The following is a 268-nucleotide window of genomic DNA, read 5'->3' as shown; positions in this document are numbered from 1 at the left end:
CAATCGGCCTCATCGTGCGCAGCTCGGTGGCGATGGTACTGATTAGCGCGCTCATGGTTGGACTATCGCTCCGGGGATCCAACAAATAATACGTATTGCTGGCGACGTCATCCGTGCGAACGAGATTGGCGACGAACGAAGCGACATGATCCAGATGCACCATAGGCAGCCAGTGTTTGTCTCCGCCGGGCACGAGGGGCATCAGGTTTCTGCGAACGGCGTCCACCGAGATCCCCAGTCCACCGAGCTGTTCCGTCTTGCCAGTAAC

Annotated in this window: 1 protein-coding gene; it reads right to left on the bottom strand. The window is 58.2% G+C overall.

Annotation, left to right across the window (positions count from 1 at the left end; all coding sequences use genetic code 11):
• Window positions 1-268: hypothetical protein (locus tag SB754_RS20600; protein ID WP_410784220.1), on the bottom strand; the 268-nt coding region annotated here is incomplete at both ends.

The sequence above is a fragment of the Leifsonia sp. SIMBA_070 genome (assembly GCF_046534635.1).
Lineage (GTDB): Bacteria > Actinomycetota > Actinomycetes > Actinomycetales > Microbacteriaceae > Leifsonia.
This window is presented reverse-complemented; position numbering and strand designations above follow the sequence as displayed.